Source organism: Xenorhabdus szentirmaii DSM 16338, from assembly GCF_002632585.1.
Classification (GTDB): Bacteria; Pseudomonadota; Gammaproteobacteria; order Enterobacterales; family Enterobacteriaceae; genus Xenorhabdus; species Xenorhabdus szentirmaii.
Genome location: NZ_NIBV01000001.1, coordinates 2,214,091 through 2,233,180, shown reverse-complemented (window position 1 = coordinate 2,233,180; position 19,090 = coordinate 2,214,091). Strand labels below are relative to the sequence as shown.

Here is a 19,090-nt window from a genome sequence, read left to right as displayed (position 1 = left end):
GTGCATCGTGCTCATCCAATGGTTGATTTTTATCGACAACGACTTAAAGCCTGCCGCAGACCCGCTCCGATTTCTTCAGGGGAATGCTCAACAGAAAGGACAACATCTTCAATACCATCATTTTTCTCTCTTCCCCACCTCTCCAATTTTTCATGGCGTGTTGGCGATATAGTTATTAAACCATTCACACAGTGAATCCCACAGTTTTTCATATTTTTGAACAAGGCTTTTTGGGATTTATAACCGTATTTACCCATCAACATAGCTACCCAAGCTGCGTACTGTTCTTTCCCTTTCTCAAGGTCGAAAAAAGTCACGCGATCTTCAGGTTCAGTTAATGTTCGGCTATTCAATAACGCCTGAAGGATTACCTCACCAAGACGCTTATCATCAGTATCTGGTGAGAGTAAATGAGGCGGAAAAAGCGGATCTGCTCCAACTCTCCCAAATCCTGAATAAGTTTCTACACTGATGAACTCTCCAGTGCTGTAAATATTGACCCAATAATCCTGATCTTGATTAAATTTCATCATTTCACCTGTGTTACTTTGACTGTTACACCTTGACTCTTACCATATTCAATGGCTCTGTTGATTTCGATCCATTGTGTTTTGGTCGTATTAGCAGGCACGGCCAACTGAATTTCTCTATGAGAAATCATTGACGAGTTTATTTGTTGACCTGAAAGAGCCGATTTCTCAAACTTTGCAGCAGCATCAATATTTCCTTTAATCGAACTGTAGATCTGATTAGGTTTAGCCAGCTTAGCCATTGTCTGAGTATCCATTGACTTGGCGCTGATTGCTGTTTTAGTTGCGCCATCATAGTAATCAAAGGTTTTAAAATTTTTCGGCAAACGAGCATCGGTTGGTAATGCCTTACCAACATAATCTTCCCACGGCATTCCCTGCTTCATATTTCCCTGTCCCCACTGCATACCAATTTCTGATGCACTGATAGCCCTAGATGCTGAATTACGACTTAAGTAAGATGTGGTTGCTTTGATTAAATCTTTAGTTAATAAGCCTCCACCAACTAGTAATGCCTGATTTTCTGGATCTGCTGCAAAAGTTGCGAATTTAGCCCAGCTAGGGCTATTCATATCCACTTTTGCAATATCAATAGCATTCCAATAGGCAACATAAGCTTTCGCATCCTCATTTCGCATAACATCCAGACCAAAAATATCGCCTACCCATTGGGGTCTTTCTGTAGCCTGAATTCCACCATATGCGCGCTCTTTGTCCCATTCAATAGCGACAAGGGGCTTATCTTTTAGATTAGCATCGAGTTGCTCACTTTGTTTATTACTAATCTTTTCCCATTTATCAACAATCGGTTGGCAATCCTCACCAGATACACGACATTGTTGCATTTCTTTATCAAATTCTAATGCTTGCTCCACATGCAAATAGTTATTCTCAACGGCGTTCTTCGCAGTCTGCGCCCCATCAACTCCCCCTGCCGTGGAATTTGTCGCCAGTCCTGCCGCTATCCCACCTGCCAGGGTAGACAAGTTACTGACTTTTTCCTTCTCATCCGGGGACAATTCTTCTATGGCTTTGCCCGAATAAAGTACTCCGGCAATGGCAGAAGCCGCCAGTTCGCCCCCTGCGGCTCCCATGGCACCGGCGGTTGCTGAGCCGCCTTTCATCTCCGCGATGACCCCCCCTAAAATCGCGTGCGCCAGCAGGTGAGTGGCTTTTTCTTCCGGCGTGAGCTGGCTATATTCCGTTTTATAACCATACGTCAGCCCTTTGACGGCATTCGCCAAATAAGGGGCTGCACCGCTGGCAATGGCTGCCTTGATATCTCCGCCAGCCAGTCCCTGCAACGCCGTGACGACGGCCGTCACCGCCTGACGTCGCTCACCGCCGATGGCCGCGCCCTGATTTTCAAGCGCCTTATCATACGCGATGTCATAGGCTCGGGCAGCAACGGTTTTGGCATTAATTTCCTTGTTTTCATTTCTCAGTTGGGTTTCCGCATCCGCTTTCAGTGCCTGCTGCCGCTGCGGGTCTTTCATCGCGGCCGTGGCGGTTTTCGTCGCCGCAATCGCTTCCTGCGTATTGTAGATGTCCATCGCCTGATTGCCGATTTCTGCAATGGCCTGGGCTTGTGCCAGACGTTGGCGCTCTTTCTCCTTATCAAATATCGGTGTCAGGCTGTTCGCGGCGTTCTCAGTATCGCGGCTGAGGGTGGCTACATCCTGCTGCTGTTTATCCGCGTCACGGAGGATAAGCGTACCGTCGCTGACCGCCGCATGGGTCGTGGACGATTGGTTTTTATCCTTGTTAGTGCCGCCCAGCATATTGGAAGCCATATTGGTGGCCAGCTGCTGGCCAATCTGGCTGCCCATGGAGCCACTGGTGCTGAAACCAGCACTTTGATGCTCTGTTTTAAATTCCGCCTGGTTGTCGATGTCACTGAAGCCCAGCGTACCGGTCTCCAGTCGGTTTTTCTCTTTTTCTGCCGTGCTGGCAATCACCGCGCCGTCAAGCTGGGTATGTTCCCCCACCTTGATATCAAAGCCGCCCTTGCCGGCAAAAATGCCTGTCTGTTCGTTGACGGACTCGAATTTGCTGTGCAGTTTGTCGCGGCTGGCGTTCACACTGGCCGAACCGTTCATTGAGCCATAGGTGAAGCTTGCCCCTGCGCTGATGTTTTCCTGTTTGGCCTCAAAATTGTCCTTGTCCTGCTCACTTTGCAGGTGCAGGTTGCGCCCTACTTCCGCCGTGACTTTTTCCCCGCTGACCTGCGCGCCTTTAAGAGTGGTATCCTGACCGGATTTCAAACTGACCTGATGGCCGGCATCAATCAGCGTTTCAGTATGGGTCACGCCGTCGCCGGTTTCATGCCCCTTGCCCTTGTTGACACTGGCGGAGAATTTGATGCCGTAACCGCCCTGACCGGCGGTCAGTCCCACACCCACACTGCCGCCCTGGCTGCTGTTCTTGCCACGGGTTGTTTGGGTATTTTCCGCAGACTCCAACACGATATCCTGTTTCGCGTCCAGGGCAACATCCCGTCCCGCTTTCAGCCCGCTGCCCTGAATGTGGAGATGACCGCCGTTTTCTTCCGCCGGGTCACCGGTGGCGGTGATGCGGATGTCCCGCCCCGCATTCAGGTGACTGCCCTGCGAATCGGTGGTATCCACCCGGGTGTCGGATTTCGACGATTGGCTGCCGTAAGAGAGCTGAATGCCAATGGTATCATCCGGTTTTTTCGCCTCACCGCCTGCCTGGTTGATGGCATCGGCTTTAGCGGCATTCGCTTCACTGAGCTGGTAGGCCTGATAGCCCTGGACACCCGATAATGCCGCCTGGGTGCCTTTCAGGGCTTTCAGTCGGCTGTCCTGCGTGTCTTTCGCATCGTTGGCCGTCTGCACTGCGGTATTCAGCGCACTCCCGACCGCCCCGGACAGCGCCAGCGTCAGGCCCGATTGTTTCTGTTCGGTTTTGCTCAGTTCGGTATGGGTGTTTTTCGCGGCGCTTATCAGCACGTCTTTACCCTGAATATCCAGGTCTTTCCCGGCCACCACATCGCTGCCGTGCACGCTAGCCTGATGATTCGCACTCAAGGAAACACTGCCGTCACTGCTGCCGACGGTACTGCCTTTATACTGCACGGCATCACGGTCAGTGGATTGTTTCAGTGCCGAGCTGCCCACCGTAAACCCAATGCCGCCCGTGCCCATCAAACCCGATTTTTTCTCTTCCTGGTGATAAAACTCGTGGTTTTTCTCTCTCGCGGTGGTGATGTTCAGGTTATGGCCCGCGTTCAGCGTGACAGCCTGTGTACCGACCACATTGCTGCCGCCCACGGTAATGTCGTTTCCGGCCTCGACCTTAACGGCATCCCCACTCAGGGTACTGCTCCGGGCCTGTTGACGGTCATACTGGAACCGGGTCGTCGTGGTTTTTGACGACACCAGGCTATTACTGCCCTTGACCTTGTGGTATTCATCGTGGGTTTGCTGTTGTTCGCCTGCTGACACCGTCACATCACGACCCGCGCCAAGATGCAGATTATCGCCGGCGGTCACCTCTGCTGCACGGAGCTGAACATCACGCCCGGCCTGCATCTTAATTTGGCCAGCTCCCTGTACCACGGCGCCGACTTCATCAGCAGTGGTTTGGGTCACACGGTGATCACGCCCCGCCTCCGTGTGTTCATAACGGGTCGTTTTCGCGGTGCCGAATTGAATATCCCGTCCGGCGTCCAGTTGGATCTCACTGCGTTTCCCTTGCGTCACCAAGTGCGCCGCAGACAGGTGAATGTCGTTTCCGGCCTGAAGATGCAGTTTGCCATCGTCACCTTGCACATAAATGCCGGCCACATTATCCACATAGGTCGAACTGAAACGGCCGCTGCCGGCCTGATTTTCGCCCGAACGTGTGGTACTGGCAATATCGACATGATTCCCGGCCTGCATCGTCAGCGACTTATCGGCACGAAGGGCACCGCCCCGTTGCACCAGATCGGTTCGCGCCAACAAGGACAGGTTATCCCCCTGCATATGGCCGCTTTGATTGCGGATATTGTCAGCCAACAGGCTGAGATCCTGACCAACAATTTTCCCCTGATTCAGCAAATCACCGGACAATTGCAGATTAACCTGATTGCCGCTCAGCAAGGCACCGGTGCCATCCAGTGTCCCGCCTTGAGTACGGACATACACCTGCGGCACCCACACCGTTTGTTGACGGCCATCCGACAGGGTCACAGGGGTATTCACCAGCCACACCATGTCTTCGGTCAGGCGGGCCATTTGCTCCGCACTGAGCGCGATCCCGGGCACCAGGTTAAAGGTTTTCTGGGCACGCAATCCGGCATTCATCAACGCCTTGAACTGTTCTTCATCATTCCGGTAACCCGGCAGATACCGTCTGCCCGTCAGGTTCACGATTTGCTCACGCAGCAGGTGCTGTTCATAAAAGCCGTCGCCCAGGCGTTTATGCAACTGATTGTGATCGGTCTGCAATGCCTGTTGCATATAGTCCGTCCCCAGCCATTTTTTCAGTTGGGTAAACTGCGGATCGGTTTCCACCAAGACCTGATTGTCCGGTTCCGGTACCACAAACGGGTTGCCACGGTGTTCAGGCAATGGCACAACAGGGTTATCAGGCGCTGTCGGCCGATCCTGCGCCAACTCGCCAGAGATCTTTTCGGTTGTCGGTGACGGAGTTAACAACGTATTGTTCAACGGCAGGTTCACTTTAAACAGGCTGTTATCCGGCAGGCGATAATGCGGGGCTTCCGTCCGGATCACCACCGGTTTTTCGCCGACGGCGGTCGGCTCCGCACTCACGATGTCCAACCGTTGGGGTGCCCTTAAGACCGCGTCAGAAACCATTACCTCCTCATTGGCAAAACGCGCATTGACGGGAGAACCGGTGATAGCATCAAGGTGTGCCTGTTCGCCCTGATACGCTTCCGGGCGCTGACCCTTCAATTCAACCTTGCCTTGTTGCGCCTCAACGGTGCCCGGCGTCAGCGTGATGGCATGGATCTCAGGGTTGGGTTCATAACGTTCTGAACGCCAGCCCTGATTGTCCCGGCCTTTTTTCTGGATGCGCCAGAAATACTCAATCTGGCCTTTATCCGTCACATGCCGTTCACCCTGCACGTCAATATTGTCAATTTTTCCCCCGGTCACCGTCAGTCCGCCGCCGGCAACGACCTGACTTTTATCATTGGTCAGTACGGTCGTCTCTATGACCAGATCTTTACCGGCCAGCATTTTCGCCGGATCGGTTTCTTTTACCCGGGATTCTTCTATTGTCCGGGTGTACTGGTACACCTGAAAGTTATCCCGGCATGGCATATCATCGACACAGGCATGATCCACTTCATCATTATCGATGGTTATCTTGTGGTCTTTGACAGGATAACGTGTGCCCCCGACCTGATATTCCTTCACCGGCTCTTGTGAGATAAGCTGCATCTCTGTGCTGAAATGGTCATTCACGTTATTGATTTTTTCCATGCCCAGTCGCATGTTCCCGACGGCTTCAATGTTGGCGCTGTGGTTATTGAGTACCTGACCTTTCCCCGTGGCACGGTACTGACTGTCCAGTTGTCCCCCAATGGACACGTCTCCCTCACTGTAAATGAGGCTGTGCGTTGTGTTGTTAAGTTCATCGGCACCCATATCCAGTCGATGGCGCGCCGCGATCACGGCCGACTTTCCCTTTTCTGCCAGATTGTCAAGTTTGCGGGCATCCAGCGCAATATGGTCGCCATAAAGGCGGCCGGTGCCCTGATTGGTCAACTGTGCGGCTTTCAAATAGGTTTGGGCACCGTCTATCAGCCCACGGTTGTTCACCGTGTTCTGAACGGTCCATTGCTGATGTTGCCCCCATATTTTACCGGTGGCGTCATTGGTCAGATTGACCGCGTGCCCCAATAAAGTCGCCGCACTGATGGTATTGCGGTTCGTGATATCGCCCTGACTGGTGAGCGTCAGTTGACCATTGGCAATGAGTTCACCGGTATGGATAAAGTCTTTAAGCAGATTCAGAGTGATATCGCCGAGTGACCGAAGCTTACCGTCACCACTCAGGGCATCGGCCTCCACGACCAGACCCTGCCCTGCTTTGATATCCCCTTGCGTGTTTATGACGGCCAGCGCTTTTCCGCGTGCCTTCAGGATTTGATTGGCCTGCATCTGCCCCTGATGGTTATTCAGTACCGATTGCAGCGTTAAGTCCGCATTTTCGGTGGCAACCAGCTGTCCTTGTGTATTATTCAGGGTATTCCCGCGGAGAGTCAGCGTTCGCCCTTCCATGCCCTGATCGGGTTGTCGGGTATCTGCGTTATTGATGTGGTGCGCAGACAGGTCAATATTGCCCCCGCTGCGCAGCAAACCGGCGCGGTTATTAAACGTGATCTCGTCCGGGCTGGTCGGTGTGGCATTCACCGTCATCGTCAGGTGGTTGAGTGCCACTATCTGTCCCTGCTGATTCCAGACGTTATCGGCCTCAAGCTTAAGGTCAGCTTCACTCAGCAGTTTGCCGTTTTCCCGGTTATCCAGTTGATTAACCCCAACCTCTATCCCTGACTGACCGTGCAATACGCCCCTGCGGTTATCCAAATCGCCACTGCGCACCGTCAACCGACCCTGACTGTTTAATTTTCCCTCAACATTGGACAGTGTTTTCCCTTGCGTATCGATAAACATCGCCTGCTCGGATTCAATCCGGCCGGACCGGTTATCCAGCCCCTGACTGACCAGATTGAGGGTCGTCTGCGCCTTCATGATGCCCTGCCGGTTGTTCATCTGTGCCGTTTTGATGTGAAGTCTATCCGCCGACACCATAACCCCCTGCGCGTTATCCAGCATTTGGGTATTCAGGATCATCGCCTGTTTACTGGTGATCCCTTGTTGAAGGCCACTGTTTCGGTTAAGCACAGACTGCGCGTTCAACGTCAGTTGTCCGCCGCTTTGCAGCAAACCCTGATTGTTGTTCAGCGCTGCTACGGTCAGCACCGTATTTTTTCCGCCCAGGATCTGCCCCTGCTGGTTAGTCACAGTGTCCCCGGTCAGGGTCAGTTCGGCACCGCTGCCAATGTGACCGGACTGGTTACTGAGCCTGCCCACCGTCAGGTTCATGGCCCCCTGACTGAACACCCCGCCGGACAGGTGGGTGTTCCGGTTATCCAGGTGCTGTCCGTTTGTGTTGAGGGTCAATGCCTGCCCGCTTTGGAGCAGGCCGCCCTGGTTAAGGAGTTCACCGGTTTGCAGGGTCATGCGCCGCTCGGCGGCCACTTGCCCGGCAATATTGTTCAGTTGATGGTTCCCGGTGTTGACATCAACATCGCCGGCCTTTATCTGGCCTTTTTCATTGTTGATGGCGGCGGTTGTCAGGCGCAGGTTTTGCGCTCCCGTCACATGGCCGGCAGCATTATTGAGTTGCCCCGTGGTCAGCGTAATATCCCCGCCTGAGGAACTGATGTGGCCCTGTTGGTTATGGATGGACGAAGCCGATATTGTCACTGAGTCAGACGCCCGTAATTGCCCGGCTTCATTATTCACGTCATTTTTGACGTTTATCTGCAACCGGCCATCCTCAGCCGCGACAATGTTACCCTGCGCATGGCTGAGTTCTGCTTTGGTCAGAACGTCGTCTTTTCCGAGTTCAGTGTCCGTGAGGATATTATTTGCCAGATTATCGGCCCGGATATCGACGGTGCCATTGGCCGAGATTGTGCCACTGCGATTGTCCAACCCTTGCTGGATCGCCAGGGTGAGGGGATTTTTCCCACTCTGGATCATGTTTCCCAGACGATGGTCGAGTGACTGGATGTCCGCCGTTATTCTCTGCGCCGATACCCTCCCCCGGCTTAATTGATAACGACCGCCAGACAGTTCAAGCTCACCGTCAGAAATTAAACGACCTTCCTTCCCCTGAAAATCAGCCGTATCCACTGAAAATACCCCGGTGCCGGCATGTGCCAGTGTGCCTTTTTGGTTCGCTACCGTCTTGGCCTTGAGGATTAAATCCTGCCCGCTTGAGGCAATTGTCCCGCCGTTGTTTTCAATGCCCGCAGCGTGCTCCAACCGGAGCGAATGTTGCCCGGTCTGGGTCATGCGCCCTGCGTTATTCAATAACTGTTGGCTATTGAGTACTAACGTCTCTGCATTCAGCTCACCGCGCTGATTGTCAATCCATTCCGGTGCGGATAAAGTCATCGCCTTGTTGGCACTGAGGTAAGCATCCTGTAAATTCAGCCGGGTTGCGGAGGTCAGCGTCAGGTCATTACCTTCTGTCTGGCTGCCCCTGAGCGAGAGGTTTTTTGCCTCCACAGATAGCGTATCAGACGCCAAATGGTGACCATGCAGTGACGCGGTTTCACGGGCATTGACCGTCAGGTTGCCCGTTTGGGTCGGTTTTCCGTCACGGTCAACCCCGGCGGCCAGTATGCTGCCTGCCTGGCTGTGGAATGTATTGCTCTGGCTGCTGAAATGACGTCCGGTCAATATCTGGCCCTGGTGGGTAACCTGATCACGGGTTTTTAGGGTGGCATCCAAACCGGCCATGATTTTGCCCTGATGATGAAAATTCCTTTGGTTTTCGAGCGTCACATTGTCCGAGGCGGCGATGATGCCCTGATTGGACAGATGACCCTGGCTATTGAGCGTGAAGTTCCCCCGTTGTGTCAGTTTGCCTTCGCGGTCAACCCCGGCGGCCAGCTCCCCGTTTTCCTGATTGTCCAAAGACGCGCTCCGGATATCCAGATGTTGGCCAGCCTTGATCCGTCCGTGATTATCCAGATGATCGCGGGCATGGATGTTCATGTCCTGCCCGGTGGTCATCTCCCCTAGATTGGTCAGATTGCCTTGATTGTCGAGCTTCAGATTGTCTGCGGCCGTTATCAGGCCGCGGTTAGTGATATTGCCCTCACTGTTCAGGGTGAAGTCGCCTGTTTGCGTGGGTTTGCCGTCGTGGTCAATGCCGGCGGCCAATACGCCCGTTTCATGGTTAGCCAAGGTGGCACTCCGGATATCCAGATGTTGGCCAGCCTTGATCCGTCCTTGGTTATCCAGATGATCACGGGTACGGATGTTCATGTCCTGCCCTGCGGTCACCTCACCCTGATGGATGAAATTGCCCTGATTGTCGATATCCACGTTGTCCACGGCCACTATCCGGCCGTGGCTGGTCACATTGCCCTTACTGTGCAGGATGAAATCGCCTTGTGACGTCAGCTTACCGTCATAATCAACACCGGCGGCCAGTTCCCCATTTTTCTGATTACCCAAAGACGCACTTCGGATATCCAGATGGCTGCCAGACCTGATCCGACCTCCGTTATCCAGATGATCACGGGCACGGATTTTCATGTCCTGTCCGGCGATCATCTCGCCCTGATGGGTGAAATTGCCCTGATTGTCGATAAACACTTTGCCCACCGCCGTTATCCGGCCGTGGCTGGTCACATTGCCCTCACTGCGCAGGGTAAAATCGCCTTTTTGCGCCGGTTTACCGTCACGATCCCTGCCCGCGGCCAGTACCCCGTTTTTCTGATTGTCCAAGGAGGCGATCCGGATATCCAAGTCCCCGCCAGACCTGATCCGCCCCCCATTATCCAGATGGTCACGGGCACCAATTTTTAAGTCTTGTCCCGCAGTCATTTCACCCTGATTGGTAAGATTGCCTTGATTATCAATCTTCATCTTGTCCGCGGCGGTTATCAAACCGCGGTTAGTGATATGACCCTCACTGTGCAAAATGAAATCGCCTGTTGGCGCCGGTTTTCCGTTACGGTCAATGCCCGCGGCCAGTTCCCCCTTTTCCTGGTTGTCCAGGGAAGCGCTCCGGATATCCAACTGGCGGCCAGATCTGACCCGCCCGTGATTATCCAGATGGTCACGGGCACGAATTTTCAAGTCCTGTCCCGCGGTCATTTCGCCCTGATTGGTGAGGCTCCCCTGATTCTGAACACTGACATTGACTTGTCCACTGAGCATTCCGCTGTTACTGACTTTTCCGTTATTCTTTAGGCTCAAACTGCCTTGATGATCCTGCCCTGCCCGTACCTGCCCCTGATTATCAATAGCGCCCTGAGATGTGATTACCAGTTCCCCCCCGGCAATAATCTGGCCTTGTGTGGTGACATCGCCCTGATTATCAATATCCATATTGTCTACGGCCGTAATCCGGCCGCGGTTGGCGACATTGCCCCCACTGTGTAACGTGAGATTGCCTGTTGGCGCCAGTTTACCGTCACGATCAATACCCGCGGCCAATACCCCATTTTCCTGATTGCCTAAGGAGGCACTGCGGATATCCAGATGGCGACCAGACCTGACCTGCCCCTGATTGTCCAGATGGTCACGGGCACGAATTTTCATATCTTGCCCTGCCGTCATCTCACCCTGATTAATGAGATTGCCTTGATTCTGAAGATCCACATCGGCTGACGCCGTGATCGTGCCACGGTTACTGAGCTGCCCGTTATTATTGAGCGTCAGGTTGCCCGCCTGCGCCCCCAGTTGCCCCGCGTTACGAACCCCCACGCCCTGTTCGGTGCCGACCAGTTTAATTTTATTGGCATACATGCCGCCAATGGCTGCCACATCCAGACTGAATGCCGGTTTATTTTGATTATCTCCCTCATGGACCTGAACAACATTGCCCTGCGCATCGACGTGATTACGCCCGGTCGTGACCGTCAAATCCCGGGCATGTAATTTGGCGTTGATGTTCACTGCCCGGGCAATCAACCGGGTGTAATCGCTCTGGGTATCGTTCAGCCCCTTGCCGTCAACGGTCAGGATACCATTTCCCACTTCAAACCCTTTCAGGCGGCCATTTTCCAGAATAGTCTGGCCTGCTGCCAGAGTGGTCTGGCGGGCATTGATAAAGCCGCAACCGTGACAGGTAATCCCCGCCGGGTTGGCAATAATCACATCGGCCCGCTTGCCCGCCACTTCAATAAACCCATTCAATTGACTTGGGTCCCGGCTGTTCACCTCATTTAAGATGATTTGGGCTTCTCCCTGTGCCAGCCACGGGTTCCCTGTAATCAACCCGCCCAGTTCCGTTTGCGTGTTCACCCCACTGTTGTTGAGGATGGCACCACGCTGCTCCACATCAAACTGGCTGTACTGGTTACGGGACACGCCATCACTGTTGGGTGTCTGAATATTGACTTGTGCGACCCCATTGGCCGCCGAAATAACGGTGGGTTGCTGCGTCCCCGGTGCATGATTGTCGGCAACAATGCGCGCCTGTACGGCGGGGCTGACCAGCCCCAGTGCCAGCGAAATACCCAAGACTAACGGCGTCAGGGAAACACGGGCGATCAACGATGTCGATCCCGACATTCCACCGCGTGTTTGCCCTGCCGTATGGCTACGGGCGATATCCGCAACCACCATCAGCATCTGACGGGCCTTATTAAAAACCACTCGGTAAAAATGTCTGTTCATCGTGAAATGTCTCTTGCGGGAAAGTCATGTGTAAGGGGATGGTCATGCCACCAATGGGCCGCCTGTTGACGACTGACACTCTGCCCCCTGAACTGGATAACGCGTGCGCTGCCGCGTTCACTGCCTTTGTGATACAGGGCGCGGTAACAGTGATAAGGAAAAATGTCGCGCCGAAGTAAGTTCGCCATGTCACGGCTATGGCCGAACGGCGTCATCCACTCTAAAAACCAGAGCCGATTGCCGCCGTGTAAGTGTTGATAAAGACGGGCGTTATCCTCTTGTGTCAGATAACGATGTTCGTTTTCCGCATCGAAAAACGCATAACTCAGGTAAAAAACCGGCTGCCCGTTATGGGTGACCAAAACGTACTGTCCGGCTTTCATCACGGGCAATAACAGCGTGGACAAGGCCATCAAAGGGGCGTTCTGGTGCAGGGGTGACTGCATCCAAAGCCAGGTCGCGGCACCCAGCATTTCCGTTTCATTGACGTTTCCCCCCAACATATGGGGGGCATACACTTCATAATCACCGATTAACATGGTACTGCCCCTCAGTACTGCCAGTTTACGCTGAAACCCACATAAGCCCGGTCGGTTTTAAACCCGTCGGGTTTGGAAAACGGTGTGCCCACGGACACGTCATACGCCAGATTGGCCGGGCGAATATGGCCTTTAACCCCTATCACGCCGCCGGCCAATGTCCGGCCGATAATCCAGTCGGCCCCTTGGCCGCCAACCCGGCCATAATCGGCCCCCACATACAGTTGCTGTGCCGGCAGCGGGGTTTTCCAAGACAGGGTATTGCGCAGCGTCCAGCCCTCACTGGCACTTAATGTGCGTTCACCATCAAATCCCCGCACGGTCCAGCGGTTCCCGATGCTGAACTGGTCTTGCGGGGTTAATGGTGTATTGCTCCACTGCTTCAGGTAGTCGATACGGTGTTCGAACGGTGCTTTTGCCAGTGTAAAGGGGGTCGTCAGTGACGCAGAAAGCTGGATAATTTCTGCTTTTGCCGTGGCATAGTCCGGAGAGGATGGATCACGACGTTCTTCATAAGCTGGCAAGGCCCCGAACCAACGAGTCCCTTTTTGGTAACGCCCCCCGGCATCCAGTACTGCCGAATTCAGATAATGGCGATGGTTTAACCCCAGACTCCAGCTACTGGTACGGCGTTTTTGGCTTTCGATTTCAGTCTGTTTGATATAGTTGCGGGTTTGCCGGACATTCACCCCGTAAGTCAATGTCGTTTTCGCACTGGCATTGCGATGCAGAACCCGGCTTAACTGGGCATTCAGGCTCTGACTGCGCCCACGGTATTTCACTTCTTCATTTGGCTGAGGGACAGTTTGCGCATACGTGTATTGACTGCCTGTCACCGCCAATTGCCAGTAGCCGAACGGCACAGAATAGTGCGCCGTGTAGTTGGTCGAATCCTTGCGATGGGAAAAAGCCAAATCCCGGGTCATCGACACATACAGCAAATCACTCAGCGACATTGGATTATCCAGCGCCCACATCAGTCCGCCCTGAGTCCTTCCCGTGGGTTGGCTGCCGCTGTTATCAACCCACGCCCCGACATGCCAGAAACGGGACTGGTGGCGTTTAATCACAATGTCGCTTTCACCGGGCTGCGCCCCCGGCACCAGTTCCATCGAGGCCTGCACATTCGGCAGCCTCTGCAAATTTTCCAATCCCTGCTCAATATCACGTAAATCCAGCAAGCGTCCTTCACGGGCCGGCATGGCCGTGTAGAGCGTGGCGTAGGTGTCGGCATCATCGGCATAACGAAGGTGTCGTACCTGACCGGGTACGATGTGAAACCTGAGTTCGCCCTGACTCAGATCCTGCTCAGGAGCCACTATCCGGGTAGTCACCCAACCGTGGGCAATCAGCCGGTTTTGCATGTTGCCCATTAACAAGCTAATACCTTGCGTCCCCAGACACTGCCCGTTGGCCTGATTGGCCAAACGTTGTAACGGCACCCAGTGGGGCAACGCATCCCGGCCAGACAATGCCACTTTATGGATAACAAAACACGGTGTTTCCTTCGGAAACGCCAACCGGGAAACTGATGCGGGGCTTTCCTCAAGGCGAACAGTGGGTGCCCTGGCTTCCAGACTTTGTTCCAACGCCTGCTGTTGTTGTTTTTGATGGATAAACGGCTGTTCGTCAGCCAGTACAGACGGAATGATAAAAAAGCCATATGCAATGCAGGCGACTACTCTTGTTTTGTATCTATTAATTGCCATAGCTGAACCAAAAGTTATTTAGCACTATTAAACAATCGAGAGGAAAATTTGAGAGGGAGAATTATGATTTAATCTGAATATTTTTCAAACAAATAAAATCAATTAAAATTACATAAATGAATTTAGTTTATTTATATATTATTAATTTTTGATATTTAGTTTATATTCAATTAATTAAAATAATAATACATCAGATATCACCCTTTAATTTCATATCCATAAATCATAAAAAGTGTGAATTCGTTATAAAAACACAATGCACGTTATGCAAAATTGAGACAATTCCTAATATTAGGATAATGCTTAATATATATCTAAGAGATGATATTTATCTCTCCCGTAAAAAATGGCTGAATTCGCTACCATAAAAATGGCTTTGAGAAAAAACTTTTCATTTAAAAAAAACAGGTTTCGTCTATACCAATACAATTCATTATTCGCTCTCAATATTCGGGTAATACACCTGCAAGACGGCCGATTGGCTCCATTTGTTGTTCTGCGCAAAATCCATCATTCTTTTCGCCATGTTCTGACAGTTGAACAGGGCCTTATCGAACGCCACATTGGCCTACAATACCCCGTTGGTCAGTATGTCATACAACCCCGGATTGGCGCGCTGCCCGAAGGTGATCCTCACAAGCGACCGGATCATTAATAAGCCTTATCACGCTAATAAACGGAAATCATAAGGTCAATGCATAATTCATTTCCCGGAACAGAAAATTAATGTCAGTAATACGATGGCCTTTTGGGGTAGTCGGAGTTCAGGCTGTTAGTTCTCATTTTGCGATGCGACCCGTTCTGGCCGTTTGGTCTAACTCATTTATGCCCGTGCTGCACCGTGGCGACAACGTCAGCCATGTCGCAGAGACCCTTGACTGTAGCCGTTCTTCTGTCGGTCGTTGGATCAACAGGTATACGTTTTATGGCCTGGAAGGCTTGGGATCACTTCCTTCCGGCCGTCCACGCCGCTGACCATTTGAATCGATTTGTCTCTTTTGTTACGCCAACTGATTTCACATTCCCTCGAAGTGTTTGGTTACCAACGTTCACGCTGGAGCAGTGAACTGCTCGCGATACAAGTCAATGAGATAACCGGATGCCAACTCCATCCCTCAACGATACGCCGGTGGCTGCTACATCAGAGAATGGCGAGGAGTGGCATGATTAAAACGTCCCATAGAAGATAAATACAGATACGTTTTTTATAACGAAACACGTTCCAGGCAGCACTCCGAACAGCCCCCTTTACTTGGGGGCTGGGGTATTTAAAATCGTTTACACAAGAAAAAAGGCCCCGAAAGCCCGTTGAAAATGTAAAGATCTTTATCAACCGACGTAATATTTAGGTAAGAGGATGACGGCACTTTTCCCAATATGGGGAATATCGTATCAACCTTAGGTGGGATATTGTCATTAGCACGCAATGTTACATTGATAATTTTGAATATGTATATCTGATCATTATCAAAATCAGTGTAATCAAACTTCACTTCACGATTGATGATGTGATTTTTATTACCGATTGACAGGACACCTGTCTGTGTCAAAAAACCTGTCCCATTACCATATAAAAATAAAAAAATTTTTTCATTTAAATTGGCTAGATCCGTGTTATTAACTTTTCTACGTGAAGTGAACTCGCCCGCACATCGAATCTCGATGTTATTATTTTTACTGTCTACATGGATAATTTCAAATAATACTATTGACAAAATAATGGAAAACAATGAAAGCACAATATATAACCCATGTTTTTTTTCATCGATTTACACCAATGTTGTTTAATATGCTTCTGCAGTCTTTAGTGTTGTTGTCTTTATCTAAGCCACATATACTGATAAAACTAATTTGTATGTCCTGACTGCCACTACGTGTTCTTTTGTAGTAAATATTCCCTTTTGCGAGGTCGCAATTAATAATTTCTTGGTTGATATCTTGTTTGGCTATATCAATATAATTTTCACCCACATCTATTGGGAGATCTCCCAATGCATAGATGTCACATTTTCCAATGCTATCAAGAAATGTTGTTTTTTCATGGCGTACGTTTAGATGTTTGAATTTAATAAAAGCTTCATAAGCAGCGTAGCTACAGAGGAAAACGAATGTCATGCCTATAACGATTTTTTTTATTTGTTGGTTTTTTGGTCTTATGAAAATAGTTTTATCAACGGGATGATTTAATTGCGTTTCACTTTCATCAATAGGAAAGGTATTATTTTCACTCTGTTTAATGACCGATTCTACAGTACCCTCAAAACGAAAACCTACTTTAGGAATGGTAATGATAATCTTTGGATCTCTTCCCAAAGATTCAAATGATTTTCGAATCTCGCTTACAGCGACATTAAGGCTATTGTTTGAACGTGTAAAACCATAATCCTCCCAAACCCTTTTCAATAAATCTTCCCTATGGAGAGTCTCATTGCTGTTAGTGACCATTTCAAGCAGCAGCCGCGCCGCTTGGTTTGATAGTGTGATTTCATGATTGCTATCGTTGAGTAATGACAGTTTCCTGTCCGCAGGTGAGTATATGATGGTAAAGTTTATAACGTATTTCAATTACTTGATTCCAAACAGATTAAGATCTTATTTAAAAAAATAACCGACAACAGATCTATAGATTTTCCATTTGCTCGTCAATGGTTTTATTTAACAAGAGTAATGATCTACCCCCTGTTTTTAAAGAAGTATTAACTGCTGCTTAGTATGTTTTTTTTATTATTACTGGATGTTAATTATTATAATATGCATTCATTAAGAATAAAAACCTTTTTAATTATAATTGGAAGTATAATGTTTTGTTTGTTTGTTTTAATCTCTATCATTGTCGTCGTTGTCACAGAGGTTCTATGCCTGACTGGATACGCAGTGTGACACGGGAAAACGGAGCTAAAGTTACAAGAAGTCAGTGTTGAGTTATTCATTCATCGTAGGGTGTGCTTATGGAGTGACTCATGCAATTGATGTATACACTTATAATCTGAACGGTACGACTCTACGCACCAAAAAATAGATTAAACCGCAAGCAATGGATTAAAAAATGGCCACTAACTATCGAATTTTATTCTTAGCAGTAATATTATTCTTATTTGGATGTAGTAGTAGCAAAGAACATCTATCAACTAAAACCTATGACATAGTTAAATACACTGTTGTTAATAACACTCAATATAGCCTCTCTGTCATTCGAAAAAATGTAGAGTGGGGTAACTGGGTTTCCAAACCTATATCAACTATTCAGCCTTATGGAAGAGATTCATTTTCTACTAAAGGAACCTTAACTGCAGGGACTGAGGGTAATGTAGAATATTCAATTTATAAAGGAAGCTTTGACGTTTATTGGAGCTTATCACATTGGGGTTCTGTTAAAAATGATTTGTCGATAAATGACCCACATGAATTGTACAATATATATCGTGTAAAAGATGCGAGCAACACATATACGGTCTATGTTAATGAAAAGAATGCAGCGAAAAAATATAATGTTCTCATTATGTCAGATCCTCAACCTTTTCGTTTAAATACCAGTAGTAATAACCCAAACAAGGACCGTTCTGAATGGGAGTCATTTAATGCGGTGGTTTCAAGTAGCATAAAAAAATTAAAAAATGATAAGAATTTTGCATTTGGGATTGTTAATGGTGATATTACTGAATTTGGTAGACGGGATAGCAGAGAAAGCTTTGATGAAATTTACACATCGAGACTATCAAGTACACTTTTCATTGGATTAGGGAATCATGACTATGCTAATAATGTGGGTGATTGCACAACGACAGGTGAGCCCAGCTCTGATGGGTGCGCATTATCAGCCGTATGGGATATGAATGATAGAATTAACGAATATAAAAAAATGAACATGGAGGTATTTTCCGCGTATTTTGATGAAAATAAAAAAACAGGAAGTTTAGCTTATTCATGGGATTATGGGGATATGCATTATGTTCAACTCCAGAATTACCCGACTTATACTACTACGTTAAGCCCAACATTTGGTGCGGACACTAAAATAAAATCGTCACTATCATGGCTTGAAAAAGATTTGCAGAGTGCGGCTAATCGGGGAAAAACTATTATATTAAACTTCCATGATGCCAAGGACCATTTTATAAAAAAAAGTAGTCAAGATGAACTGAATAAATTTAAACAACTTCTGGAAAAATATAAAGTTATTGTTATTTTTGTTGGTCATACGCATTCTGCAGGAAAGTCCGATTTATACGGGATCCCGCTATATAACAGTGGCGCTCTATTTCAAGGTGACTATTTAGTGGCTACTGTTGATGGTAAGTGTATACAAGTTTCCAGATACAATGGTAGTTCTGGAAATCCTAAGTTTATAGAACAATTCAGCTCTATTTGCGGAAAATAATAAAACAAGGGTTTCACACCGGAACCCTAAATAGGTTATAGAAAGCATAAAAATCAGTGGGGCACTTATGCTGTAACAACTTCTGTAAAATAGTGATCCGTTTCTTCATTTAATTTTATTGCCTCAGATACTCATGCTCAAATCGGGTTCTTAAATCACCCTGCGCTTAGCGATGATTTCATTGATCGTGGATTCTAAGAAAAATGAATAAATCGGTTCTCCGCATCGTGACATCACCCCATAATTTAGGATCTATTACTCTGTTATTTTTAATGTAGGCATACATCTTTTTTAATAGCAATTTATAATACCCATACGGAAAGGAATAATAAGTGCCCAACAGATTTTTATACTCTCCCTTTAGATATATTTATTCGTTACCATTGCTTTTAGGTTGTAGTATAAACCATGAAAAATTAATATTAATGTAATTCAAGTGACTGATAGTGATTAATATAGAAAATAATCACAATTCAATCTGTAATAAATTTCACTCATTCCGTAAATCAATTTGACTCAATCAGAA

General features: G+C 49.0%; 6 protein-coding genes and 3 pseudogenes. 2 read left to right on the top strand and 7 right to left on the bottom strand.

Annotated features, from left to right (window positions below; all coding sequences use genetic code 11):
• Positions 1–29: 29 nt before the first annotated feature.
• The 5 genes and pseudogenes from Xsze_RS09845 to Xsze_RS22705 all read right to left on the bottom strand — a co-directional run.
• A complete protein-coding gene (locus Xsze_RS09845; protein ID WP_038234756.1) occupies positions 30–530 on the bottom strand; it encodes a contact-dependent growth inhibition system immunity protein in 501 nt (166 codons plus the stop codon).
• The gene (locus Xsze_RS09840; protein ID WP_099139119.1) at positions 530–11,938 is read right to left on the bottom strand and encodes a hemagglutinin repeat-containing protein; all 11,409 of its coding nucleotides are present in this window, start codon (positions 11,936–11,938) and stop codon (positions 530–532) included. Before Xsze_RS09840 ends, Xsze_RS09845 begins: the two co-directional genes overlap by 1 nt.
• Positions 11,935–12,477 (bottom strand): toxin-activating lysine-acyltransferase, encoded by a 543-nt coding sequence (locus Xsze_RS09835; protein ID WP_038242414.1) that lies wholly within the window; start codon positions 12,475–12,477, stop codon positions 11,935–11,937. The genes Xsze_RS09840 and Xsze_RS09835 overlap by 4 nt, the downstream gene beginning before the upstream one ends.
• An 11-nt stretch (positions 12,478–12,488) precedes the next feature.
• Positions 12,489–14,186 (bottom strand): ShlB/FhaC/HecB family hemolysin secretion/activation protein, encoded by a 1,698-nt coding sequence (locus Xsze_RS09830; protein ID WP_099138960.1) that lies wholly within the window; start codon positions 14,184–14,186, stop codon positions 12,489–12,491.
• A 457-nt stretch (positions 14,187–14,643) separates the two neighbouring features.
• Positions 14,644–14,805, bottom strand: a pseudogene (locus Xsze_RS22705) (integrating conjugative element protein); the annotation flags it as partial.
• A 206-nt stretch (positions 14,806–15,011) separates the two neighbouring features.
• Between Xsze_RS22705 and Xsze_RS09820 the strand changes: the two are divergent.
• Positions 15,012–15,322 (top strand): annotated as a pseudogene (locus Xsze_RS09820) (helix-turn-helix domain-containing protein); the annotation flags it as partial.
• Positions 15,323–15,947: 625 nt separating this feature from the next.
• Here the strand turns inward: Xsze_RS09820 and Xsze_RS09810 are convergent.
• Complete coding sequence (locus Xsze_RS09810; protein WP_051462488.1) at positions 15,948–16,751, bottom strand: winged helix-turn-helix domain-containing protein; 804 nt, start codon at positions 16,749–16,751, stop codon at positions 15,948–15,950.
• Between the two features lie 481 nt (positions 16,752–17,232).
• Between Xsze_RS09810 and Xsze_RS09805 the strand changes: the two genes are divergently transcribed.
• Positions 17,233–18,564, top strand: a complete 1,332-nt coding sequence (locus Xsze_RS09805) for a metallophosphoesterase (RefSeq protein WP_051462489.1) — start codon at positions 17,233–17,235, stop codon at positions 18,562–18,564.
• Between the two features lie 65 nt (positions 18,565–18,629).
• Here Xsze_RS09805 and Xsze_RS22700 read toward each other — a convergent pair.
• Positions 18,630–18,880: pseudogene (locus Xsze_RS22700) on the bottom strand (ISKra4 family transposase); the annotation flags it as partial.
• Between the last annotated feature and the right edge of the window lie 210 nt (positions 18,881–19,090).

Coding starts and splice junctions, on each gene's coding strand:
- Xsze_RS09830 (WP_099138960.1), bottom strand. CDS start 14,186: ATGGCAATTAATAGATACAAAACAAGAGTAGTCGCCTGCATTGCATAT.
- Xsze_RS09835 (WP_038242414.1), bottom strand. CDS start 12,477: ATGTTAATCGGTGATTATGAAGTGTATGCCCCCCATATGTTGGGGGGA.
- Xsze_RS09805 (WP_051462489.1), top strand. CDS start 17,233: ATGGCCACTAACTATCGAATTTTATTCTTAGCAGTAATATTATTCTTA.
- Xsze_RS09840 (WP_099139119.1), bottom strand. CDS start 11,938: ATGAACAGACATTTTTACCGAGTGGTTTTTAATAAGGCCCGTCAGATG.
- Xsze_RS09845 (WP_038234756.1), bottom strand. CDS start 530: ATGAAATTTAATCAAGATCAGGATTATTGGGTCAATATTTACAGCACT.